The sequence below is a fragment of the Streptomyces sp. NBC_00212 genome (assembly GCF_045206365.1).
Classification (GTDB): Bacteria; Actinomycetota; Actinomycetes; order Streptomycetales; family Streptomycetaceae; genus Streptomyces.
The window spans coordinates 2,169,501-2,192,215 of sequence record NZ_CP108115.1 but is presented as its reverse complement, the minus strand read 5'-3'; the positions used below and the strand labels follow the sequence as shown (position 1 = coordinate 2,192,215).

Below are 22,715 nucleotides of genomic sequence, written 5' to 3'. Positions count from 1 at the left end.
GCGCCCTCGGTGCAAAGGCACGCCGAAAACACTCGGCTCTCCCGGGAACCATTCGGGAGGCCCGTCAGTTTCTACATTGCTGTAGAAGTTTGACGACATGCATGGAGAAGCACCATGGCCCTCTGGGACCGCCTCAAGGAATCCGCCACGACGATGCAGACGCAGCTCGTGGCCAAGAAGAACGACCTGAAGAGCGGCGCCTTCCGCGACGCGAGCATGGCGATGTGTGCCCTGGTCGCCGCCGCCGACGGCTCCATCGACGCGGCCGAGCGGCGCCGGGTGGCCCAACTCATCGCGTCCAACGAGGTGTTGCAGAACTTCCCGGCCGCCGATCTGCAGCGCCGCTTCGACGAGGGGCTCGACAAGCTGGCCGCCGACTTCGACTTCGGCAAGGTGGGCCTGTTGCAGGAGGTCGCCAAGGCGAAGAAGAAGCCCGCCGAGGCGCGCGCCGTCATTCAGATAGGCATCGTCATCGGCGGCGCGGACGGCGACTTCGACAAGACCGAACAGGCCGTCGTCCGTGAGGCCTGCTACGCGCTCGGCCTGTCGCCGGTGGAGTTCGACCTGTAGGCGCCGCGCTCCGGGAGCCGGTCCCGGCATCGTCTCGGGTCGCGTCACAGGGTGCTGGTCGCGCCCCTTGGGAAGGTCCACGGCTACGGGGTCGCGGTCTCGCCCGTTCTCGGCGTGGCCGAGCTACAGGGCCGAAGTCGCGCCCCGCAGGACCGTGACCAGGACCAGTGTCGCGTTCGCCGAGGACAGGGCCGAGGTCGCCGCGCCCGCCGTGGCGGTCCACAGGGCGAGCCCCGCCGCCGTGCCCGCGGGCGGCCAGGCGCGAGCGTTCGGCACCGGCCGCAGCAGCGCCGCCACCCTTCGCGGCACGGGCCCCGGTGCCGGCCCGGCCGCCGCGAAGGCGGGCAGCGGCGGCACCCGGCGCAGGTCGCGGCCCGGGCCCGACGCCAGCGCCGCCTTGCCGATGGCGCGCGCCACCACCCTGCGGTCGCCCACCGCGCGGGCGGCGTCCTCGTCCGCCCAGCGTTCGGTGGTGAACGCGACGGCGGAACGCAGCGGGCGCAGGAACGGATTGGCGCGCGCGGCAAGACCGGCCACCAGGAGGAACCGATGGTGACGGCCCGCCAGATGGGCTTCCTCGTGAGCGATCAGGGCTTCGCGCTCGCGGGTGTCGAGGAGGTCCAGCATCCCGCTGGACACCACGACGCGCCCGCGCCCGTGAGGCCCGCCGGGCAGCGCGTACGCATAGGGCCGCTCGTCCGGCAGTACCGCCCGCCGGGACGGCGGCAGTCCGGTCAGCGCCCGCTTGGCCCCGGCCCGCACCCGCCCATGGCGCCACAGGAGTTGACCGCAGGCCAGGGCGACGGCGGCCAGCACAAGGAGCGCGGCCTGCCCGACCGCCTCGTCGTACGGCACCACCGCCCGGACCTCCGGATCGGCCCAGGCGTCCGGCAGCGGATTGCCGGGCAACTGCGCGGTTCCGGCCACCATGAGGAGGAGGAGACACAGCGTGCTGCACACCGCGAGCACCCCGCCCACCAGGGACAGGACGCGCGTCGCCGTGCGCGGATGCAGCCTCGGACCGGCGAGGCGGGCGATCGGCCAGGCGGTCAGCGGCAGCACGAGCGGCAGGACGACGAACACACCCACCGGATCAGTCCCCGGCCCCGCCGAGCAGTTCGCGCAGCAGCCGCTCGTCGTCCGGCGAGAGGTCGGTGACGAAGCTGGCGAGCACCGCGCCCCGGTCCCGCTCGGCGTCGAGCACCTTGCGCATCCGGCGGGCCGCGAGCCCCGCCTCGTCGGCCGGAATCCATACGAAGGAGCGGCCCGCGCGCTCGCGGGCCACCGCCTGCTTGGTGTGCAGCCGGGTCAGGATCGTCACGACGGTCGTATAGGCGAGCGGCTCGCCGAGCCACTGCTGCACCCAGCCCGCGGTCACCGGGCCCGGCGCCTGGCGCAGCGCCGCGAGCACCCGCGCCTCCAGCTCCCCCTGCCCCCGGCGGGGGCGCCTCGTCTGCTCCGTCACGTCGTCATCGTACGAGGCGGCCGCGGTCCCCGGCCCGGCAGCGCACCCCGTACGAACGCGGCGCCCGGCTCCCGCAGCAGCTCATGAAGCCGGCCGAACACCTCGGCGGAGCGCCCGCCCGGCCAGTCGCCGGGCAGGAGTCCGGCGGGCAGCCCCGGGTCGGCGTACGGCAGCCGGCGCCAGGAGTCGAGGGCGAGGAGGTAGTCCCGGTAGGCGGCCTCGGTGTCGTCCCCGGGGGCGGCGAGGGCGCCCGGCCGGGTGTGCGCCCGCGACTCCCAGGTGCGCAGCACCGGTTCGTGCCGGTCGAGGAATTCCTCGTGCTGCTTGGCGATGGCCGGCAGGTCCCACCAGCGGGCGACGGCCTCCGCGGTGGGCGCGAAGCCGAGGTGCTCGCCCCTGAACAGGTCGACGTACGGGGCGAGTTGGAGGCGATCCAGGGTGTGCCGGGTCTCGTCGTACAGCCGGGCGGGAGCGAGCCACACGCCCGGCGCGGCCGTGCCGAAGCCGAGTCCGGCCAGGCGCGAGCGCAGCACGTGCCGCTTGCTGCGCTCCGACTCCGGGACGGAGAACACCGCGAGCACCCAGCCGTCCGACGCCTGGGGCGAGGGGTGGGCGTAGATGCGCCGGTCGCCGTCGTCCAGGAGCTGGCGCGCGTCGGCCGACAGGGCGTAGCCGGCCGCCCCGGCCGCGGTGGGCTGCGCCACGAGCAGCCCGCGCCGTTTGAGCCGGGACACCGACGAGCGCACGGAGGGCGCGTCGACGCCGACCGCCGCGAGCAGCCGGATCAGTTCGGCGACCGCGAGGGAGCCGGAGGTCTCGCGCCCGTAGGCGCCGTACAGAGTCACGATCAGGGATCGGGGAGTGTGCAGCTCGGCCACGTGATCACTCTAGTTCCCGCAGCCGGAAGCGCTGGAGCTTGCCGGTGGGTGTGCGGGGGAGCGCGTCCAGGAAGACGATCTCGCGCGGGCACTTGTACGGGACGAGCTCGGACTTCACGAAGTCGCGCAGCAGTGCCACCGTGTCCGCGCCGCGCGCCACCCCCGGCCGCAGTACGCAGTACGCGACGACGACATGACCGCGCCGTTCGTCGGGCCGTCCCACCACCGCGGCCTCCGTGACGTCGGGGTGGCGCAGGAGCGCGTCCTCGACCTCGGGGCCCGCGATGTTGAACCCGGCCGAAATGATCATGTCGTCGGCGCGGGCCACGTACCGGAACCAGCCGTCGCTGTCGCGCACATAGGTGTCACCCGTGACGTTCCAGCCGTCGCGCACGTACTCGCGCTGCCGCTCGTCCGCGAGGTAGCGGCAGCCGACCGGGCCGCGCACGGCGAGCAGTCCGGGCTCGCCGTCCGGGACGGGCCTGCCCTGCCCGTCGACGATGCGGGCCTGCCAGCCGGGCACGGGCCGGCCGGTGGTGCCGGGCCGGATGTCCTCGTCCGCCGCGGAGATGAAGATGTGCAGGAGTTCGGTGGCGCCGATGCCGTTGATGATGCGCAGGCCGGTGCGCTCCTCCCAGGCCCGCCAGGTCGCCGCCGGGAGGTTCTCGCCGGCCGATACGCAGCGGCGCAGGGCGCCCAGGTCGTGCGCGTCGAGTTCCTCCAGCATCGTCCGGTACGCGGTCGGCGCGGTGAACAGGACCGATACGCGGTGCTCGGCGAGGGCGGGCAACAGCTGCCGGGGGCCCGCCTGTTCGAGCAGCAGGGCCGAGGCGCCGGCCCGCAGCGGGAAGACGACCAGGCCGCCGAGCCCGAAGGTGAAGCCGAGCGGGGGGCTGCCCGCGAAGACGTCGTCGGGTGTCGGCTTCAGGACGTGCCGGGCGAACGTGTCGGCTATGGCGAGCACATCGCGGTGGAAGTGCATACAGCCCTTGGGACGTCCGGTCGTGCCCGAGGTGAAGGCGATCAGGGCGACGTCGTCCGCCGAGGTGTCCACGGCGGTGAACCGCCCGGCGGGCGCCCGCTTGACCAGGTTCAGGAGATCTACGGGCCCGTCGCCGCCGTACGCCGTGATGCGCAGGCCGGGCGCATCGGCCTGCTCCAGGTCGGCGAGTGCGCGGGCGTCGCACAGCGCGTGGCTGATCCGCGCGATGGAGCACATCACGCCCAGCTCGTGCGCGCGCTGCTGGGCCAGCACGGTGACGGCGACCGCGCCCGCCTTCATCACCGCCAGCCAGCACGCGGCCAGCCACGGCGTGGTCGGCCCGCGCAGCAGCACCCGGTTGCCGGGCACCACGCCGAGCTCACCGGTCAGGACGTGCGCGATCCGGTCGACGCGGTCGCGCAGTTCCCGGTACGTCCAGACCTCGCCCTGGCCGGTGCGGAAGACGGGGCGGTCCGGGCCGAAGCGCTCGATGGTGGCGTCGAGGAGTTCGGCGCCGCAGTTGAGCCGCTCGGGGTAGTGCGGCCCCGGCGGGCCGAGGACCAGGTCCGGCCACTGATCGGTGGGCGGCAGATGGTCGCGGGGAAAGGTGTCGGCGTGCGCTGAGTTCTTCAGCTCCATACGGGATCGCCCCCTTGTCGCCTCTGGAGCGTATCGTTTGGATGACGACAGTCAACAGTTCGCGATAGGGCAGGTGTCTGTCGTTGTCGGAGCCGAGTGGAACAGTCGGAACCCGAGTGGAAAGGGGTGGCCATGCCCGGATTCGCGCTGGAGCCGGACCAGCTGGAATGGTGCGGGGAACTGCGGGTGCTCGCCGGGGCGCGGCTGCGCCCCCTTGCGGACAAGGGTGAGCCAGGTCGGGTCAACCGGCCACTCGTCGAGGCGCTCGGCGAGCACGGGCTGCTCGCCCGGCTCTTCGAATCCGGCGCGCTCGACCTGTGCCTGATGCGCGAAGCGCTGGCGTACGCGTGCACCGAGGCCGAGACCGCGCTCGCCCTCCAAGGCCTCGGCGCGCACCCGGTCGCCGCGTACGGGACGCCCGCGCAGCGCGGGCGCTGGCTGCCCGAGGTGACGGCGGGCCGCGCGGTCGCGGCCTTCGCGCTGAGCGAGCCGGACGCGGGCTCGGACGCGGCCGCCCTCAGCCTCAACGCCGTTGAGAACCAAGGGGGTTGGCGCCTGACGGGCGAGAAGTGCTGGATCTCCAACGCCCCCGAGGCCGACTTCTACACCGTCTTCGCCCGTACGACACCGGACGCCGGCGCACGCGGAGTGACGGCCTTCCTGGTCCCCGCCGACCGGCCCGGCCTCACCGGCGCCGCGCTCGACATGCTCTCCCCGCACGCGATCGGCAGCCTCGACTTCGACGGCGTGCCGGTGAGCGCCGACGACGTCCTGGGCGAGCCCGACCAGGGCTTCCGGGTCGCGATGAACACGCTCAACCTGTTCCGGCCGAGCGTCGGGGCGTTCGCCGTCGGCATGGCGCAGGCGGCCCTTGACGCGACGCTCGCGCACACCGCCCGGCGCACCGCGTTCGGCGGCCCGCTCAAAGACCTCCAGGCGGTCGCCCACCGGGTCGCCGACATGGCGACGCGGACCGAGGCGGCCCGGCTCCTGGTGTACGCGGCGGCCGCCGCCCACGACCGGGGTGAGGCGGGCATCGCGCGCGGCTCGGCCATGGCGAAGCTGTTCGCCACCGAGACCGCGCAGTACGTCGTCGACGCGGCGGTCCAGCTCCACGGCGCCCGCGCGCTGCAACGCGGGCACCTCCTCGAACACCTCTACCGTGAGGTCCGCGCGCCCCGCATCTACGAGGGGGCGAGCGAAGTGCAGCGCACGATCATCGCGAAGGAGCTGTACCGGTGAGCCTCGACCGAGTGAACCCCGCCGCGCTGTCCCCGGCGACGGGGTTCAGCCATGCCGTCGTCGCCACCGGGTCGCGCGTGGTCTTCCTCGCGGGGCAGACCGCGCTCGACGGGGACGGCAAGGTGGTGGGCGCCACCCTGCCCGAGCAGTTCCGCACGGCCCTGACCAACCTGCTCGCGGCGCTGGCCGCGGCGGGGGGTTCGCCGGGCGACCTCGCGCGGGTCACCGTGTACGCGACGGATGTTGCCGCTTACCGGGAGCAGGCGCGTGAACTGGGCGCCATCTGGCGGGAGTTGGCGGGGCGGGACTACCCGGCGATGGCGGTGATCGGGGTGGTTCGACTGTGGGACGCGGAGGCCTTGGTCGAGCTGGACGGGTTCGCGGTGCTGGAGTAGGCGCCAGGGGTGGTGCCGCCCACCGAGGCAACCGACTCACCCCTCCAGCAACGCCCCCATCCAGTCCTCCACCCCCGCCACCGACCTCGGCAGCGCGCCCGACATCAGGTGGGCGCCGGTCTCCGTGATCACCAGGTCGTCCTCGATGCGGACGCCTATGCCGCGCAGTTCGGGCGGCAGGGTTTCGTCGTCCGGCTGGAGGTAGAGGCCGGGCTCCACCGTGAGGACCTGGCCGGGCTCCAGGACGCCGTCCAGGTACGTCTCGGCGCGGGCCTTCGCGCAGTCGTGGACGTCCAGGCCGAGCATGTGCCCGCTGCCGCACAGCGTGTAGCGGCGGTGCAGCTCGCCCGACGCGCTCTTCAGGACGCCCCACTCGGCGAGGCCCTCCGCGATCACCCCCATCGCGGCCCGGTGGAAGTCGCGGAAGGCGGCGCCCGGCCGCAGCGCCGCGATGCCCGCGTCCTGCGCGGCCAGGACGAGTTCGTACACCTGGCGCTGGACGGGGGAGAAGCGGCCGGACAGCGGCAGGGTGCGGGTGATGTCGGCCGTGTACAGGGTGTCGGTCTCCACGCCCGCGTCGAGCAGGAGCAGGTCCTGGGGGTCGAGCCGCCCGTCGTTGCGGATCCAGTGCAGTACGCAGGCGTGCGCCCCGGACGCGGCGATCGTCTCGTACCCGGTGCCGTTGCCCTCGGCGCGGGCCCGCGCCCCGAAGGCGCCTTCGAGCAGCCGCTCGCCGCGCGGGTGGGCCAGTGCGCGCGGCAGGGAGCGCACGACGTCCTCGAAGCCCGCGGTGGTGTGGTCGACGGCGAGCTGGAGCTGAGCCACCTCCCAGGCATCCTTGACCAGCCTCAACTCGGAGAGTGCGGTGGCGAGTTCGGGATCGGTGGCGGCGTCGCGGCCGGGGGCCGCCGCGTCCAGCTCGTCCACGTGGGCGCAGCGGATGCCGGTCAGGCGCTCGGTCTCCGCGAGGTCGGGGCGGCGGCCCACCCAGAACTCGCCGTACCTGCGGTCGCGGTAGAACTCGTCGTCGCCGTCGGCACGCGGCGAGCGGGGCCGCAGATAGAGCACCGCCTCGTGCCGGGAGCCGGACGGCTCCAGGGCCAGGACGTGGCCGGGCTGGTCCTCGCCGGTGAGGCCGGTCAGCCAGGCGTACGCGCTGTGCGGGCGGAAGCGGTGGTCGCAGTCGTTGGTGCGTACCCTCAACTCCCCGGCGGGCACGATCAGTCGCTCTCCGGGAAAGCGGGCGGAAAGCCGTGCCCGGCGGCCCGGCATGACGTCGGATCCGGACACCCGGGCGTCCCGGGGCAGCGGAGTCGGGGCCCAGTCGCCGCTCATGAACGCGGCGAGTTCAGGGCTGATGGGAAGGTCGTGGCTGCCGGTGTTGAGGGGTGCGGGGCGCTCGGCCATCGGGTCTCCCGGGGTGAGGGGGATGGGCAAGGGTGGGTGCGCCGGGGTGCACGGATGAGCGGGTGCACGGGGCGCGTAGTGCAATTTCACATTACTATGTCACAGCTCACAACCCCTCCCTTGAGCCGCCCAAGCGCCCATCTGCCCGAGTGCCCATTCGGCCGAGTCGACCGAGGTCGGACCCTTGTGGGCACCCGCCATTGGTCAGTAAAATGTCACACACCACACTAGGGAGTTCGACCATGACGTCTGCAGCACCCCAGCGCATCCGCCCCTGGCACGGAATCCTCGTCGCGACCGCGCTTCCCCTGCGCTCCGACCTTTCCGTCGACCTCAACTCCTATGCGCAGCACGTGCGTTGGCTGATCGACAGTGGTAGCGACGGCGTCGTGCCGAACGGTTCGCTCGGCGAATACCAGACCCTGACCGACGAGGAGCGGGCCCGCGTCGTACACACCGCCGTCGAGGCGGCGGGCGACGGCGACCGCGTCATGGTGGGTGTCGCCGCGTACGGCAGCACGGAATCCCGCCGCTGGGCGGAACAGGCCGCCGAGGCCGGCGCGGGCTCCGTGCTGCTGCTCCCGCCGAACGCCTACCGCGCCGACGAGCGCTCGGTGCGGGCCCACTACGCCGAGGTCGCCAAGGCGGGCCTGCCCGTCGTCGCCTACAACAACCCGTACGACACCAAGGTCGACCTGACGCCCGCGCTGCTCGCCCAGTTGTACGCCGACGGCAGCATCGTCGCCGTCAAGGAGTTCAGCGGAGATGTGCGCAGGGCCTACGAACTCGCCGAACTCGCCCCGGAACTGGACCTGTTGGTGGGCGCCGACGACGTGCTGCTCGAACTGGCCCTGGCCGGCGCGGTCGGCTGGATCGCCGGTTACCCCAACGCCCTGCCCGCCTCCTGCGCCGAGCTCTACCACGCGGCCCTCGCGGGCGACCTCGCCACCGCCCGCCCCCTCTACCGGGCGCTGCACCCGCTGCTGCGCTGGGACTCCAAGACCGAGTTCATCCAGGCCATCAAGCTCTCCATGGACCTGGCCGGCCGGCTGGGCGGCCCGGTCCGGCCGCCCCGCCAGCCGCTCACCGCCGAACAGGACGCCGTGGTGCGCGCCGCCACCGAGAAGGCGCTCGCCGAAGGCCACAAGTAGCCCGGACCGGAGCAGGGCAGTCCGGTGCGGGCGGCCCGGACCCAACCAGCTTTCCAGGAAGGCGAATTCATGCGGACCCGACACGTCTACCACGCCGTCGACTCGCACACCGAAGGCATGCCGACCCGCGTCATCACCGGCGGTCTCGGCGTCATCCCCGGCGCCACCATGGCCGAGCGGCGCCTCCACTTCATGGAGCACCTCGACCACATCCGTACGCTCCTGATGTACGAGCCGCGCGGCCACGCGTCGATGAGCGGCGCGATCCTCCAGCCGCCGACCCGGCCCGACGCGGACTACGGCGTCCTCTACATCGAGGTCTCCGGCCTCCTCCCGATGTGCGGACACGGCACGATCGGGGTGGCCACCGTGCTGGTGGAGACCGGAATGGTGGCGGTCACCGAACCCGTCACCACCGTGCGCCTGGACACTCCGGCGGGCCTGGTGAGTGTGGACGTACAGGTCGAGGACGGCGAGGCCCGCTCGGTCACCCTGACCAACGTCCCCTCGTTCTGCCTGGCCCTCGACCGCAAGACGGAGGTCCCGGGCCTCGGCACGGTGACCTACGACCTCGCGTACGGAGGCAACTTCTACGCCTTCGTCGAACTCGAAGCGCTCGACCTCCCCTTCGACCGGGAGCGCAAGGACGACCTGCTCGCCGCGGGGCTCGCCATCATGGCCGCCATCAACGCGACCGACCCGCCGGTGCACCCCGAGAATCCGGAGATCGCCGGGGTGAAGCACGTCTACCTGGCCGCCCCCGGCTCGAACGCGACGCGCTCACGCCACGCCATGGCGATCCACCCGGGCTGGTTCGACCGCTCGCCGTGCGGCACGGGCACCTCCGCGCGGATGGCCCAACTGCACGCGCGGGGCGAGCTGCCCCTGCACCAGGACTTCACCAACGAGTCGTTCATCGGTACGGAGTTCACCGGGCGCCTGGTGGACGAGACCAGCGTGGGCGGGCTCCCCGCGGTCGTGCCCACGGTCACCGGCCGGGCCTGGATCACAGGGACGGCCCAGTACTTCCTGGACCCGTCGGACCCGTTCCCGGCGGGGTTCCTGCTGTGACCCACGAAGGCTCGCCGCTGTGATCCATCTCGACGCCGACGACATCGCGGCGCTGCTGCCCCCGGCCGGGGCGGCCGCCGCCCTGGCCGGGGCCCTGCGCGCGGGCCTCGACCCGGAGCAGTGCCCGGCCCGGTCCAACGTTCCTGTTCCCGCAGGGGAGTTGTTGATCATGCCGGCCGCTTCGACGACGTACGCAGGCGTGAAGATCGCGGGGGTCGCACCCGCCAACCCGGGCCGAGGGCTGCCCCGCATCACCGGCAGCTACCTCCTCCTGGACGGCCCGACCCTGCTGCCGCTCGCGGTACTGGACGCGGCCGCGCTGACCACGGTGCGCACGGCGGCCGTCTCGGCCCTGGCGATCGAAGCCCTCGCCGAACCGGACGCGACCCGCCTGGTCCTGTTCGGGGCGGGGCCGCAGGCTTACGCACACCTCGAATCAGCCCTGAACACAAGGGACTTGACGCATGTTGTGGTCGTGTCGCGCACAGGCGAGGCAGCCGAACGCCTGGTGACGTACGCCCACGAGCTGGGTCTGGAGGCCCGCACCGGCGAGCCGTCGGATGTGTCGTCCGCCGACCTCGTGATCTGCTGCACCACGGCGCGCGAACCGCTCTTCGACGGGCGCCGCATCCCCGCCCACGCCACGGTCGTGGCGGTCGGCTCGCACCAGCCCGCCGTACGCGAAGCGGACTCGGAGCTGGTGCGGCGCTCCTCGCTCTGGGTGGAGGCGCGGACGGCCGCCCTGCGCGAGGCGGGAGACCTGCTGATCCCGCTGGCCGAGGGTGTAATCGGCGAGGCCCACATCACGGGCACCCTGTCCGACCTGGTACGCGACGGGGTGCGACCTCCGGGCGACCGCCCGCGCTTCTTCAAGAGCGTGGGCATGGCCTGGGAGGATCTGGCGGTGGCGGGGGCGGTGCACGAGCGGTGGCCGGTGGGCCCTCGCGCGACCTGAGCGCTACTGCTTGTTCAGCTGTCCACGGTGCGTGGGACAGCGGCCCTTGAGCCCACCCTGGGTGCTGACGTTGCCGTAGCCGTAGCCGTCAAACGCCGATGGAGCCCGCCGGAATGAAATTCCGGCGGGCTCCATCGGCGTTTGACGGCACGAGCGTTGCGACATTCGAGTCCCGTCAACGCCTGCCGAACATCAGTACTCGCCTTCGGGGTGAGGATTCAGATCGCTAAAGATCCAGCTCGCCACGTGTGAAGGATCTAATGTCGTCAAGTGCATCCTCTGCTCGACCGCCCAATATTGGATCGTCGAGCAATTCCTTGAGGCGATGGACTACGTCAGAACTCACCGCTTGATGAATTCTCCCGATGTGCCCCATGCAAGTTACAGCGAGAGCCCTAACTTGATCGTTAACTTCAGGAGAAAGCTGACGGAGCAAGATGACTTCAACCGTCCTACGGTCTGGATCGTCATACGTCAACGCTAGCAGGGCCCTGGTGGCTAGCCCGGTGTCTGTACCCTCAAGGTCAGACACCATGGCTGCCCGCCAAGCTTCTAGTTCCTGTTGTTCTTGATTCATCACGGCACCTTAATCAGCCCCGCCTTGATCCCTCTGCGTAGGACGGCCTGCGCTTTTGCCATGCCAGGATCTGTGCCCAAATTGGTTCGAACGTGCCCATGATAGACCTCGTTAGTTCCACTGGGTGTAGTGCAGTCGCAGGGGACCTCACCAGTCCGGTCCAGGATTACAGTGTCTCCGTTGGAAGGGTCAACTCCAACTCGGCGTGGCGAAGTGGGCTTAATCTGCACCGAGTTATCCAGTGCCCCCTGTCCATCCTGAGGCTCAGCGCTATTCTCACCACGAGAACTGCCTCGCGCCTCAGAACCGTGCTTTCCACCCGCCTCATATATCTGCTCGCCACAGTTATGGACGAGTACTGGCGTAGCCCCCGCCAGCACATAGTACGTGTGGATGTGGTCGACGGTCAGGTTGTACGTGGTGACGGAACGGTGGTAACTCCGCACGCTGACGACCCTGATCAGGGTGCCATCCGGTTCCCGGAGAAGCTCGCCTGGCTTCAGTTCGGCCGCATCGACCCATTGCTTCCGGCTGGCGTCCCAGTACGGGTGATGCTGCGTGGAAGTGATCGTGTGGTCGCCATCCGCTGCGCGGACCGTGACGTCGGTGAAGTCCTTGTCCGTCAGCGTGGCAATGACGTCCGTGACCTTCTCGGACTTCGTCGTATCGGTCAGCGGATCGGTCGCCTCGACCGTGTCGCCGACCTTGACCTGACTGATCGGAATGGCCGCGCCGCTGGCCAGTAGGACGGTGGTCGAGGCGGGGAAGCTGTTCTTGCTGGCGCAGCCTCCCGATGAGGGAGCTTCTTCCTTGCCGGCGGCCAGGCCACCGTCTCCCTTGGCCGCGGTTGCCGCTGCCTCGTCCTCCGCACTCGCCTTACCCGCTGACTTCGCCGACTTCGCCATCCTGGCCGCGCCGGCCACGATCGCTGATCCGACGCCCAGCACTGATACCGCTTCGGCTCCCGCCCCGACGGCGGCTCCTACGACCGCTGTGGTCACCCCGAACTCGGCACCAGCCGCGAATCCTTCTGCGGCTGCCACCAGTACTCCGGCGCAGGCCCCCGCCGTCGCGGCGATGCATCCCACGACCACCGAGACGACGACCACGGTGACCGCGATCTCCACGACGTGGTCCGCGGCCCAGTCGACGGCCTTGTCCCACCAGTGGTGGTGCTTCTTCGGCTTCGGCTTGCTGACGTACCGCGGCTTCGGCTTGTCGTTCGTCGTGCCCCGGTTGTTGTCGGTGTTGGCCGTGCCGTCGGTGTTGAAGTCGTCCCCGTAGCAGGCCGCGCCGCCCTCGCCGCACATCTGCATCAAGCCGGTCGGGTCGCTGCTGGTGACCGGGGTGTTGCCCGAGTAGGCGTAGCCGTTGATGGACTGCGGGTTGGTCGCGTCGAAGACGGGGTCAACGGAGAGGAAGCGGCCCAGGTCCGGGTCGTATTCGCGGGCGCCGAGGTTGGTGAGCCCGGTGTCGGTGTCTGTGGTGCCGCCGACGAAGCCCTTGTCACCTGGCCAATTGGTGGGGGCCGGGGTGCCGTTGCGGTTCTGGCCGAAGGGGGTCATCGGGCGGCGTTGGACGGACAGGGTGGCCGAGTCGATCGCGACGTTGTCGGTGCCGTTCGGGTCGGAGGCCAGATAGGTCAGGTGGCCGTCGGTGCTGCGGGCGACGGTCAGACCACCGGGCGCGGTGTAGTAGCGGGTGGCCGAAGTGGTGTTGGCCGCCTTGTTGAGCACGACTTCGGTGCCCGGCAGGTACAGGGTCGCCGTGCTGGCGTCGTGCCGCAGGAGCTGGTTGCCGTCGGCGTCGTAGACGAAGTCGGTGCCCGTTTCCTGCTGCGTCTTGGTGATGGTGTCGAGCTTGCCTTCGTCGGTCCAGGTGAAGTTCTGGGTGCCGGCGCCCGTGGTGTGGGCGGTGGTGTTGCCCGAGGCGTCGTAGGCGAAGGTGTCCGTGCTAGTCCCGGCCGCCTTGCTGGCAGTGGTCATGGACTGGACCGCGTGCGGGTGCGCCTGCCCGGCGACCGGGTAGGTCTCGGTGTGCGTGGCGTCCTTGTCGGTGTTGCCCGTTACGTCGTGGTCGACTTCGCTGGTGCGGTTGCCGGTCAGGTCGTAGCCGAAGGACTGCCAGTACGGGTTCGAGCCGCCCAGGTTCGCGGCGCTGGGCTTGGTGTTCGTGCAGCCGCCGATGCCAGCGGCCTTGGGCGCCGGTTCGGTGCCGGTGCCACCCTTGTCGGTCCAGGCCTCGGTGAGCCGGTCGAGGTAGTCGTAGGTGAAGCACTGGGTGTCGGTCGCTCCGGTGTCCTGGACGTCGGAGACGGACGTGACGGCCCCGGACGGCGTGTAGGTGTAACTCGTGGAGTCGACCGAGGAGGTGGTGTTGGTCTCCTTGTCCAGGGTCGACTTCAGGACCCGACCGGTGGCCGCGTCGTAACTGTTGGTCTGCACGACCTGGTTGGGGACGTCACCGGCCGTGCTCCGCTGGACCTGGCCGAGCGGGGTGTAGGTCATGCCGCTCAGGTAGTCGGCGTCACCCCCGGCCAGGAGGAGCTGTCCGGCGATGTTGTACGAGTAGTACACGGTCTCGCCGCTCAGGCCGCCCGCGGCGGGCATCGTCGTACTGTCCAGCAGCCCGACGTTCGGCGTGTACGCCATGCCCGTGTTGTACGTCCCCGCCAGTTTTCCTTCCGAGGTGGGAATGGTGACGGACGACCCCGTCGGGCGGTAGCCCGTGTCGTAACCGTTCACGGATGTCGTGTACGCGTTGGCGCCGACGTATCGGGACGAGGAGGTGGGGTAGCCCTTGGCCAGGGTGTCGTACGTCCAGGACGCGAGCTTGGTGCCGGAGGTCGAACCGGCGTACTCCGCGGTCTTCCGGCCGAGCGCGTCGTAGGTGTAGGCCAGCGTCTTGTCGCTGGCGTCCGTGGTGGAGGTGACCTGGTCCAGGTCGTCGTACGTGAACTTCGTGGTGCCGGTGTCCGGGTCGGTGGAGGAGGCTTTACGGCCCCGCAGGTCGTAGCTGGTGCTCCACTTGTTGCCCGCGCTGTCCGTCACCAGGTCCTGCTGGCCCGCGGCGTTGTAGTGGAAGTGCGTGGCGTCGGCGTCTCCGGTGGGAGTGGCGCCGTGGTACTGGAGCAGCTCGGTGGTCAGGCCGCGGGCGTCCTTGACCGTGCTGGTCGCCGATGCGCCGGGAGGCGGTGTCACGTCGACCCGGTCCGCACCCGGATAGGCGGTGGTACTGCGCCACTGCTCGACCGCGTAGCTGGAGAGGGCCTGGGCCACCGGGCGGCCCATTCCGTCGAAGTAGGTGCCGGTCTGCGAGGGCACCTGGTCGTCGTTGACGACGTAGAGCGTGGTGGAGGGGTCGGCCGTGTTGTAGTACTCGGCGTTGGTCTTCACCGTCCAGCCGTGGCTGTCGTAGTAGGTGTCCGAGATCAAACGGCCCGAGCCGCCGTCGCCGCTGCTCTGCTGCTCCTGGCGCATGCGCAGCAGCCCGTCGTAGAGCTTGTGGTCGATGCCGTAGGACTCGTCCTCGCGGAGCGTCTGGGTGGTCACCACGCTGGGGGTGGTGTTGGTGAGGGTGTAGGAGAACTTGGTGTTGGGGGACTTGCTCGCCTTGGGCCGGCCGGGCAGCCACACGGCGGAGATCCGCCCCAGCGGGTCGTACGTGACGTCGGTGATCCGGCCGTTGGGGTCCGTCGTGGTGAGGGGGACGGAGCGCAGCGGGTCGTAGGTCGTGCTGCTCTTCCACCCGGTGGTGGCGGGAGCGACGGCCGGCTGGGTGCTGGTGATAGACGTCGGCAGCGCGCCGGTGGCCGGGGTGTAGGCGGTGGAGGTGGTGGCACCCGCCGCGTTGGTCACGCTGGTGGTACGGCCGTAGGTGTCGTACGTCGTGGTGCCGATCGTCTTGAGCTGCGCGGTGCCCGAGCTGTCGTAGTGGTCGAGTGCCTGGGTCTCCCAGATGTCACCCGTCGCGCCCAGCGTGCCGAACGCCTTGCCGTCGTAGATGTTGCGGGTGTCGGCGATGGTGTTGGAGGCATCGGGAGTGGTGCCGCACGGCCCGGAGACCTTGATGGCCTCGGCCGGGAAGGCCAGCATGTTCGCCGCGGTGTTCTGGGCGTAGCTGGTCCTGGTGCACGTCTCGGGAGTGGCGGCGGTGCCGTCGCCCTTGTCGTCGACGGCGGTGACCAGTCCATCGGAGTTGAAGGTGGTGTCCACCTCGGTGGTGCGCCAGGAACCGTCCGCCAGCAGCGCGCGCTGGTGCACGGCGGCGGTCCCGCCCAGGCGAGCGGTCAGGTCGGGCAGCCCGGTGCGCTTGTGGGTGGCGGTGACACGGCCGGCCCACGGGTCGTTCAGGGTCGCCGACTGCAGCGCGCCGCCGTTGGTGTCGTACGTCCGGCTCTCCCGCGCGAATCCCGCGAACTGGTCGTCGTCGTCGAGCTTTCCGCCGCCCGAGTCGGTCACGGCGACGGCACGCTTGGAGCCGTCGGCCTTCAGGTCGCCGTTCATTCCACGCATGTAGAGCGTGGAGGACTGGGTCAGCGTCTGCGGCGCGGCACCGGTGTGGGTGACGACCTCGCCGTAGCCGCGGAACTGCCCCCAGGTGCGGTTCTTGGGGTCGGCGAGTTCCTCGTCGTCGTGGTGCCAGGCCGCGCCGCCGCGGTACTCGTACGACGTCGTCTTGGTGGCCGCGCCGATCCCGGTCTTGTCGACCTCGGTGACTTGCTGGACCAGGTATTTGTGGAACCAGTCCAGCACCGGGTCGCTCGCGCCCTGCGGAGTCCAGTAGACGGGGTAGCAGGCCATCGTGTTGCTGTCGGGCGACGCGGGCATGTTGCTGCCCTTGACGCACTCCGGGTCCTTGTAGACGACGTTGATCTGACTGCCGGACTCGGTGTTGATGGCGTTGATCCGCAGCCGGAAGATCGGCGGAATGTTGTCAACGGCCCCGACCCTGTTGGCCATCCGCTGTCCGAGGAAGGTGACCGTGGGGGTGGCCGCCGTGCCGCCGTCGTGGCCGGTGTGGGTGACCGAGGCCAGCCACAGGGCGGGCTTGCCGGTGTCTCCCGGCGCCGGGAACTGGTGGGTGAGCGCGTAGGTGTCGGCGGTGGAGTAGGCGGAGCCGACCAGGACCTGAGTGGTGATGGTCGTCAGCCGCTTGGTGCTCCAGAACGACGGAGCGTGGTTCGTGCAGGTCCCGGTGGCGGGGCAGTTCTGGTCGAACGGCACATCCGGCCAGCGAGTTGCGTTGGCCGTGGTCAGCAGGTTGGGGGCACAGGTGAAGTTCGCGTCCGGGATGCAGCGCTCTGCGGTTGTGAAGAGGACCTGCGCTGCGGCCTTCTTGCCTGCCACGACGTCCGGCAGCTGCTGGCCGTAGGTGATGGCCGTCAGGTATCCGCCCCGGATGTAGGGCGTCAGGGTGTTGGTCGTGCCCCTGGCGTAGTAGTTGGACTCCGTGTTGTACGCGTAGGTGGTGACGTTCTGGTTGGCGTCCACGACGAAGTCGAGCGACCAGCGCCAGGCCTGCTGGCACCAGGATGTGTCGTAGGTCGACCCGTGGCAGGGCTCGCCGCTGTTGTTGCCGAAGACGGGGGCGGTCCACGTGGAGTTGGTCGCGGGGGTGGTGGTGCTGCCCGGGGCGTGGTTGAGGCCGAAGTAGTACTGCACACCGTTCGTCGTGGTGATCCGCCAGTACTCACCGTTCTGGGCGCCGTTCGCCGCGCCGGTGAGGTGCTCGACCCGCGAGCCGTCGTCGCTGTTCTCACGCCAGGTGCCGGTGGCGTCGTCCTTGACCAGCTTCACGGAGCGCCCGCCCAGCGACATGGTCATGCTCTCGCCGGACCAGCAGTTGTCGCCAACGGTGTCGGGCTGGCCGTCCTTGGAACACGGCTTGTAGGAGCGCTCGATGTAGCCGGGATCGTAGTCCCAGCCGTCGCCGATCCAGGACGCCTGATTGTTGGTGGCCGAGTTCCTGCCGTCGAGACTCGCCGAGTCGTAGGAGAGCGAGACCGCGGGGGCGGAGCCGCCCAGCGGCGACGGAACGCTGATCGGGTAGGTCCAGTTGAAGTCGCCCGTCGAGGTGCCGGCGCTCCAACTGCCCGACGGGGCAAGGGTGGTGGCGGTGTAGGTGCCGGCGGCGCCGCCCGGCGCCGGCGCGGCTGCGAGGACCATGGGCTGGGCGGCAGCCGAGGAGGCCTGCGGGGTGACCGAGGCACTGTTCAGCCGTGCCGTGGACGGCGAAGCGGCGCCGGAGGCGGTCCCCGAGGCGGGCAGAGCCACGTCGGCGACCAGCCGGTGGTGCGCGAAGTCGTTGTGGAAGGGGACGGGCTTGGCGGTGCGGCACTGGACGGCCTGAGGCGTGGTCAGTGCGCACGCCGGGAGCTGGACCAGCTGCAGTCGGGAGGCATAGTCACCGCCGTAGGCATTGGCGAACCCGGAGTACTCCAGGCCCACCGAGACGTTGCCGTCCCCCTTGGTCGTGGCGTTGTTGGCCAGTGAGACCAGGACACCGTTGATACCGGCCCGCTGCGCCTCGTCGCGTCCCGCGACCGTGACCGCGACCTTGTCCGGCGTCTGGCCGGGCGCCTCGGTGGGATGGTTCTTGGTCAGGGATCCGGGACGGCCCAGCCAGACGGGCGTTCCGATGACAGGAGCGGGCCCGGGCGCAACGGAGGGGGCGGTCTTCGGTGAGAGGGACTGCGCGGATCCAGGGTTGCCCCCGGCGGGATTCGCCAGCGTGCGAGTGGCCTTGGGCCACGCCACGGGAGCCGGAGCGGGCGCGGACTGGCCCGGGGCGGGTGATGCCGAGCCCTGCGGAGGCGCCGCTGATACACCGTCATGTCCGGTGACCGAATGCTGTTTGTCGAGCGGCCGAGGCGACCACAGCTTCGGCAGTTTGTGGCCGGTGGCGAAGACCGGAGCCCCCGACAACATGGTCAGCGTCAGTGCCAGGCAGGTCGCCAGAGCGACCGTATTGCGCCGTGCGCAGGCCTGCCGGATCCAGCCGAAAATCAGCGAGAAGCTCCCGCTTTTGCTCTTCACTAAAGCCCCACCCCTGGAAACAAAATAGATGGGAAAACTACCAGTGGACCCTTATTGCCTTTCCCATGCACTGAGAAAGCGTGAGAAAACAATGAGCCATGGACCGGTAATGATTCGAGCGCAATCGTGCACACAAGGCTCTAGAACTCACAGAACAGGCACGGTGTCTTCATAGTTGGCCACCCCGTTGTCAGGACAAGGAGGAGCTTGGAGCATTATGTACGGTAATTCGCCATACCTGTGCCGGGAAAGTGGCGACCTGACCCCGCGGTGTCCCGTTCTGTGGTCCCCATCGATAACTCCTGAACTTCGTGCCGGATATGCTCCGGAAAGCTCGCGGATTCCGCAGTGGAAATCGGTAATGCAGAGGCACGTCAGGAGCAGCATGAAGACACAGAGCCGACATAGACGCCGGGGCATGGCCTCCCTTGTAAGCCTGGCCGTCGGCGCCGCGCTCATTCCTCTCACTGTCGGCACCGGCGTCGCGATGGCCTTCGACGGTGAGTCAACTTCCGTCAAGAGCAGGCAGGTTGGTTCGCCCGACACGCCGTCGGCCCCCGTTCAGGCGGAAGCGATCTCGGCATCGGCCAAGGCCAAGTCGGCGGGAGCCGCCGTCCCTGTGAGCGCGGCGACGACGCCGACGAGCACCTTGACGGCCAATCCGGACGGAAGCTTCACCCAGACCCAGACCCTTCAGCCCGTACGGGTCAACAAGGGCGGGACCTGGGCTCCGGTCGACGCAAGGCTCCGTCGGAGCGCGGACGGGACGATCGCGACCACGGCGACTCCCACAGCTTTGGCCTTCTCCTCGGGAGGCAGCGGCCCGCTCGCCAAGATGACCGCCCCTGATGGCAAGGAACTGGCCCTGGCCTGGCCCGACCCGCTACCCGCTCCGACCTTGTCCGGCACCAGTGCGCTGTATCCCAACGTGCTTCCGGACGTCGATCTCCGTGTCACCGCGCAGGATCAGGGCGGGTTCACGCAGGTACTGATCGTCAAGACCCCGCAAGCGGCGCGCAATTCCAAGCTCGCCACCGTGCGCCTCAGCGCCGCGACGAGCGGTCTCACGCTGACGAACGACAGCACCGGAGCCCTCGACGCCAAGGACAGCACCGGGACGACGATCTTCTCTGCGCCCACCCCCGTCATGTGGGACTCAAGCACCTCAGCCCTCGCTCCGGCGAAGTCACAGGCGCTCTTCCTGCAGAGCCCGGCCCCGGTCGGCGTCACCGACACGACGGCCTCCGGCCCTTCCGGGGGCGCCAAGCAGGAAGACCTGCGGGCCACGGCAGGCCGGGACGGCATCACCCTGACGCCGGACCAGAAGCTCCTGACCGCGCCGGACACGCACTTCCCCGTCTATATCGACCCGAACTGGATACCGCGCAACACCGGCAATACGGCCTGGGGCGGCATCTGGGAGGCCCACAAGTCCGAGCCCTGGGACACCGCCAAGTGGGACGACCCCGGAGTCGGCTACCAAGGCTGGCAGACGGACACCGGCATCGAGCGCGTCTTCTACAAGTTCGACACCTCCTTCTACTCGGGCAAGACCATCGGTTCGGCCACACTGAACATGCTGGAGACCTATTCGGCATCGATAGGTTGTGAGAAGTACGGCGTCAACGTCTACCGCGCCGACTCGTTCGGCTCCGGCATCTCCTGGAACACCGCACCGGCGACGCACGAGAAGATCGGGAGCGCATCGGTCACCGGGACCCGGAACAACGACTGCCCCGGCAATCAGCCGGCGCTCGCCGACATCACTTCGGCCGTGGCGAACGCGGGCAGCAGTCTCTCGGTGGGCGTCTTCGCCGCCGATGAAGGAGACAAGAACGCGTTCAAACGGTTCTCCACCAACCCGAGCCTCACTGTTCAGTACAACTCCGTTCCCAACGTGCCCACTTCAGCCACCACCGTCCCGGCCGCGCAGGCTCCGGCCACGCCGGACTGCGGCGTGGCCGCGCCCTTCGGTTGGATCGGCTCGACCGATGTCGCCGGCGACGGCATCCATCTGCGGGCCACGATCTCGGATCCGGACGGCAGCCAGCAGGTTCGGGGGCAGTTCGCTCTGTGGGACTACACCAGCGGCGCCTCGATCATCGCGACCGGCGACGCGAACTCGAGCACCCCGTGGGTCGGCAACAACACCACCGTCGACAAAGCCGTGGGCGCGCTCGACGACGGACGCACCTACAGCTGGAACGTGCGCGCCGACGACGGGATCAACCACTCGGCCCCCAGCGCCGGCTGCCATTTCCAGGTCGACAGAACCCCACCGGGCCAGCCCACGGTCGCCTCGGACGACTACCCTGCCGCCGGTTCCGCGATCGGCACCACGCACGTCATGGGCGATGGATTCCAGGGCCAGTTCACCCTCCACGCCACGGACGCCACGAGCGGCGTCGACCACTTCGAGTACGCCTTCAACTCCTCGCTGCCGGTGGGCGGCGCGAGCACGGTAGCGGCCACCGACGGCTCGGCGACCATCAAGCTCGCGCCCAGTCACTGGGGCACCAACTTCGTCGACGTCAGTGCGGTGGACAAGGCTGGCAACCACTCGCAGTCGTACGAGTACGCCTTCTACGTGCCCGACAGTCCCACGGCTCCCGTTGAGCCGGGCGATCTGACGGGGGACGGGGTCCCGGACACGGCGATCGTCGACAAGAACGGTGACATCGTGCTCTACACGGTGGGAGCCGACCCGGCCCTGGGCTCCACGGTCAAGGCCGCGCAGGCCCCGACTGCCGACAAGAACTGGAAGGGCGCGATCCTGGCCCACCGTGGTGCCATGCACGGTGCGGCGCGCGTGGACGACCTTTTCGTCCTCAAGAACGGCAAGCTGTACATCTATCTCAACCCCGGCCCGGGCAACTTCACCAAGGCGCAGGCGACCCCCGTCACCCGGCCGCAGTGCGTGACCACCGTCACCGACTGCTCGACCTACGCATCCGACTGGTCGCAGGCCAGCCAGATCATTGCCGCAGGCAACATGGACGGCGACAGCGCGCATCACAACGACCTGATCACTGTCGAAGGCGGCAGGCTCTGGCTCTTCCCCGGCAACGGCAGCGGACGCCTTCTCGCCCCCGTCCTGATTGGAAACGGCGACTGGAGCACCATGACCGCCGTGGCTCCTGGGGACGTGACCGGTGACGGTCTGCCGGACCTGTGGGCCCGGGACAGGGCCAGTGGCGTCGTGTACGTCTACCCCAACCGCGCCGGCGACCCCAAGGGGCTCGCAGACCCGGCGACGCGCCGGCAGATCAGCAGCGGCATCGGCCCCCTGTCCTACCCCGCGCTCACCAGCGACGGCGACTTGGACGGCGACGGACGGCCCGACCTGCTCGCCGTCACCTGGGACGGCCGCCTCACCGAATTCCCCGGCCAGAACCCCACGGGTGATCTGGTGACCCTGGCGGCTCCGAGCGACCTCAGCAAGCGCGGCTGGACCGCAACCGCCCAGTCCGTCGAGGGCTCGCCCTATCTCCCCTCCAGCCGCAGCGACTTCAACAGCGACGCCCGGCCCGACATCGCCGCCGAGTGGGGCGACGGCACGCTCCACCTCTACGCCGGTGACTCCGGCGGACGGCTCGCGGCCGGACCTCAGATGTGGGACAAGACGTGGGGCAGCATGAAGCTCATGACCACGGGCGACTTCAACGGGGACGGCAATGCCGACCTGGTCGGCGAGTGGGCCGACGGGTCCCTTCACCTCTATCCCGGCACCGGGCAGGGCGGGTTGGACGGTGCGAACGCCACGCAGTTGCCCGAGGGCACCACATGGGGCTCCGTCAAGCAGCTGACCTCCGGCGACTTCAACGGAGACGGCCGGACCGACCTGGTCGCGATCTGGGGCGACGGCTCCCTGCACCTGTACACGAACAACGGGACAGGAGGCCTCAACTCCGCCGTCTCCATGTGGTCCGGGAACAGCTGGGGCACGATGAAGCTCCTGGCCGCGGGCGATTACAACGGCGACTCGTTCGCCGACATCCTCGCCGAGTGGGGCGACGGCACGCTTCACCTCTATCTGGGCGATGGCCAAGGCAGCCTGACCGCAGGCACTCAGATGATCGGAGGCGACACCTGGTCCTCGGTCCAGCACCTCATCGCCGGTGACTTCTCCGGCGACGGCAAGACGGACGTCGCGGCGGTCTGGGGCGACGGAAGCCTCCATCTGTACGCCGGTGACGGAGCGGGCCATCTGTCCGCCGAGGTGCCCATGTGGCCGGACAGCAGCTGGGGCGCCATGAAGCTCGTCAGCTAGCGGAGCGTCCGCAGCCCGACAGGGGCCGCCGCATCGTGGACCGACCTCCGTTCAGGAGTGCGGACGGGAGTGCGGC

General features: G+C 69.9%; 13 protein-coding genes. 7 read left to right on the top strand and 6 right to left on the bottom strand.

Annotation, left to right across the window (positions count from 1 at the left end):
• Nucleotides 1-114 precede the first annotated feature (114 nt).
• Entirely contained in the window at nucleotides 115-570 is a 456-nt protein-coding gene (locus tag OHA17_RS10015) for a tellurite resistance TerB family protein (protein WP_053730888.1), read from the top strand.
• Between the two features lie 123 nt (nucleotides 571-693).
• Here the strand turns inward: OHA17_RS10015 and OHA17_RS10010 are convergent, their stop codons facing one another.
• The 4 genes from OHA17_RS10010 to OHA17_RS09995 are packed head-to-tail and all read right to left on the bottom strand — an operon-like array spanning nucleotide 694 to nucleotide 4,534.
• Nucleotides 694-1,659, bottom strand: a complete 966-nt coding sequence (locus OHA17_RS10010; RefSeq protein WP_406505951.1) for a M56 family metallopeptidase — start codon at nucleotides 1,657-1,659, stop codon at nucleotides 694-696.
• 4 nt (nucleotides 1,660-1,663) lie between these two features.
• Nucleotides 1,664-2,035: a BlaI/MecI/CopY family transcriptional regulator gene (locus OHA17_RS10005; RefSeq protein ID WP_406505949.1), complete on the bottom strand. Its 372-nt coding sequence runs from the start codon at nucleotides 2,033-2,035 to the stop codon at nucleotides 1,664-1,666.
• Nucleotides 2,032-2,913: a PaaX family transcriptional regulator C-terminal domain-containing protein gene (locus OHA17_RS10000; RefSeq protein ID WP_406505947.1), complete on the bottom strand. Its 882-nt coding sequence runs from the start codon at nucleotides 2,911-2,913 to the stop codon at nucleotides 2,032-2,034. The genes OHA17_RS10005 and OHA17_RS10000 overlap by 4 nt, the downstream gene beginning before the upstream one ends.
• Nucleotides 2,914-2,917: 4 nt before the next feature.
• Nucleotides 2,918-4,534 carry an AMP-binding protein gene (locus tag OHA17_RS09995; RefSeq protein WP_406505945.1) on the bottom strand — a complete coding sequence of 539 codons (1,617 nt, stop codon included), beginning with the start codon at nucleotides 4,532-4,534 and terminating at the stop codon, nucleotides 2,918-2,920.
• 132 nt (nucleotides 4,535-4,666) lie between these two features.
• On the opposite strand from OHA17_RS09995, the gene OHA17_RS09990 reads away from it, so the two are divergent.
• Nucleotides 4,667-5,776 carry an acyl-CoA dehydrogenase family protein gene (locus OHA17_RS09990; protein ID WP_406505943.1) on the top strand — a complete coding sequence of 370 codons (1,110 nt, stop codon included), beginning with the start codon at nucleotides 4,667-4,669 and terminating at the stop codon, nucleotides 5,774-5,776.
• Nucleotides 5,773-6,171, top strand: coding sequence for a RidA family protein (locus OHA17_RS09985; protein WP_406505941.1), 399 nt, complete (start codon nucleotides 5,773-5,775; stop codon nucleotides 6,169-6,171). Before OHA17_RS09990 ends, OHA17_RS09985 begins: the two co-directional genes overlap by 4 nt.
• A 36-nt stretch (nucleotides 6,172-6,207) precedes the next feature.
• On the opposite strand, the gene OHA17_RS09980 is transcribed toward OHA17_RS09985, so the two are convergent.
• The gene (locus OHA17_RS09980) at nucleotides 6,208-7,578 is read right to left on the bottom strand and encodes an aminopeptidase P family protein (RefSeq protein ID WP_406505939.1); all 1,371 of its coding nucleotides are present in this window, start codon (nucleotides 7,576-7,578) and stop codon (nucleotides 6,208-6,210) included.
• Nucleotides 7,579-7,820: 242 nt separating this feature from the next.
• Here OHA17_RS09980 and OHA17_RS09975 point away from each other — a divergent pair, with 242 nt between their 5' ends.
• From OHA17_RS09975 to OHA17_RS09965, 3 genes are all read left to right on the top strand, one after another.
• Entirely contained in the window at nucleotides 7,821-8,729 is a 909-nt protein-coding gene (locus tag OHA17_RS09975; protein ID WP_406505937.1) for a dihydrodipicolinate synthase family protein, read from the top strand.
• A 69-nt stretch (nucleotides 8,730-8,798) separates the two neighbouring features.
• Nucleotides 8,799-9,800 (top strand): proline racemase family protein, encoded by a 1,002-nt coding sequence (locus OHA17_RS09970; protein WP_406505935.1) that lies wholly within the window; start codon nucleotides 8,799-8,801, stop codon nucleotides 9,798-9,800.
• Nucleotides 9,801-9,819: 19 nt separating this feature from the next.
• A complete protein-coding gene (locus tag OHA17_RS09965) occupies nucleotides 9,820-10,755 on the top strand; it encodes an ornithine cyclodeaminase family protein (protein WP_406505933.1) in 936 nt (311 codons plus the stop codon).
• A gap of 576 nt (nucleotides 10,756-11,331) precedes the next feature.
• Here OHA17_RS09965 and OHA17_RS09960 read toward each other — a convergent pair.
• Nucleotides 11,332-18,369 carry an RHS repeat-associated core domain-containing protein gene (locus OHA17_RS09960; protein WP_406505931.1) on the bottom strand — a complete coding sequence of 2,346 codons (7,038 nt, stop codon included), beginning with the start codon at nucleotides 18,367-18,369 and terminating at the stop codon, nucleotides 11,332-11,334.
• 418 nt (nucleotides 18,370-18,787) lie between these two features.
• Between OHA17_RS09960 and OHA17_RS09955 the strand changes: the two genes are divergently transcribed.
• Entirely contained in the window at nucleotides 18,788-22,639 is a 3,852-nt protein-coding gene (locus OHA17_RS09955) for an FG-GAP-like repeat-containing protein (protein WP_406505929.1), read from the top strand.
• Nucleotides 22,640-22,715: the final 76 nt, after the last annotated feature.

Excerpts from the sequence above, each read along its gene's own strand:
- OHA17_RS10015 (WP_053730888.1), top strand. The coding sequence starts at position 115 with ATGGCCCTCTGGGACCGCCTCAAGGAATCCGCCACGACGATGCAGACG.
- OHA17_RS09995 (WP_406505945.1), bottom strand. The coding sequence starts at position 4,534 with ATGGAGCTGAAGAACTCAGCGCACGCCGACACCTTTCCCCGCGACCAT.
- OHA17_RS09990 (WP_406505943.1), top strand. The coding sequence starts at position 4,667 with ATGCCCGGATTCGCGCTGGAGCCGGACCAGCTGGAATGGTGCGGGGAA.
- OHA17_RS09980 (WP_406505939.1), bottom strand. The coding sequence starts at position 7,578 with ATGGCCGAGCGCCCCGCACCCCTCAACACCGGCAGCCACGACCTTCCC.
- OHA17_RS09975 (WP_406505937.1), top strand. The coding sequence starts at position 7,821 with ATGACGTCTGCAGCACCCCAGCGCATCCGCCCCTGGCACGGAATCCTC.
- OHA17_RS09970 (WP_406505935.1), top strand. The coding sequence starts at position 8,799 with ATGCGGACCCGACACGTCTACCACGCCGTCGACTCGCACACCGAAGGC.
- OHA17_RS09955 (WP_406505929.1), top strand. The coding sequence starts at position 18,788 with ATGGCCTCCCTTGTAAGCCTGGCCGTCGGCGCCGCGCTCATTCCTCTC.